1 protein-coding gene is annotated in these 1,137 nt (G+C 66.8%); it reads left to right on the plus strand.

The genetic code is table 11. The annotated features are described in order from the left end of the window. Positions 1-109 precede the first annotated feature (109 nt). Positions 110-1,137: phospholipase D-like domain-containing protein (locus BACI9J_RS22450; RefSeq protein WP_159736628.1), on the plus strand; the 1,028-nt coding region annotated here is incomplete at its 3' end.

Consider the following 1,137-nt stretch of genomic DNA (forward strand, 5'->3'; position numbering starts at 1 on the left):
GCAGAACACGATCCAGCTCCTCAAGGGTGAAGAGTTCGACGTCCCGTTGCAGTTCATCAACTTCCGCTGACCCGCGGCCCCTGCGAACGACACCCGACACCGGCACCCCGTGGAGCACTGGCTCACCGTCGTCATCACCGTCCTGCTCGTCCTGCTGGATCTGGCGATCCGCGTCTTCTCGATCATCTACGTCCCGATCAACCGGAAGCCGCAGACCGCGACGGCGTGGCTGCTCGCGATCTTCCTCATCCCCTACATCGGCTTCATCGTCTTCCTGGTCATCGGGTCGACGAAGCTCCCGCGCGCCCGACGCGAGAAGCAGACCGAGATCAACGCGTACATCCTCGAGCAGACCGAGGGCATCGAGCGGGTCCGCCGTGACCACCCGTGGCCCGCGTGGCTGGAGAGCGTCACACGGCTGAACCGCGAGCTCGGAGCGATGCCGTTGGTCGGGGGCAACTCGGCGGAGCTCTACCCCGACTCCGAGGAGTCCATCGCCGAGATGACCCGGGCGATCGACCAGTCCCGCCGCCTCGTGCACGTCGAGTTCTACATCGCGACGCTCGACGACACCACCCGGCCCTTCTTCGAGGCGCTCGCGCGGGCGCAGTCCCGCGGTGTGACCGTGCGGTTCCTGCTCGACCACTGGGCCAGCCGCGGATACCCGGGGTACAAGGACACCCTGGCGTTCATGGACCAGGCGGGCATCGAGTGGCACCTGATGCTCCCGCTCCTGCCGCTGCAGGGCAAGTTCCAGCGTCCCGACCTCCGCAACCACCGGAAGATCATGGTGCTCGACGGCTCGGTCGCGTTCACCGGCTCGCAGAACCTGATCGACGCCTCCTACGACATCAAGTCCCACGTCGAGAAGGGCATGGTCTACAAGGACCTGTTCGCCCGGTTCGAGGGGCCGGTCGTCGCCGGGCTCAACGCCCTGTTCGTCACCGACTGGTACAGCGAGACCGACGAGCTGCTGCTGCGTGAGAGCGACCCCGTCCAGCGGGCCGACCGCGGCGACGCGCTCGACTGCCAGGTGGTGCCGTCCGGGCCGGGGTTCGACGGCGAGAACAACCTGCGCCTGTTCAACGCGCTGCTCTACTCCGCGCAGCAGAAGGTGTCGATCACCTCGCCGTACTT

The organism is Arthrobacter sp. 9V, from assembly GCF_902506065.1.
Lineage (GTDB): Bacteria > Actinomycetota > Actinomycetes > Actinomycetales > Micrococcaceae > Arthrobacter.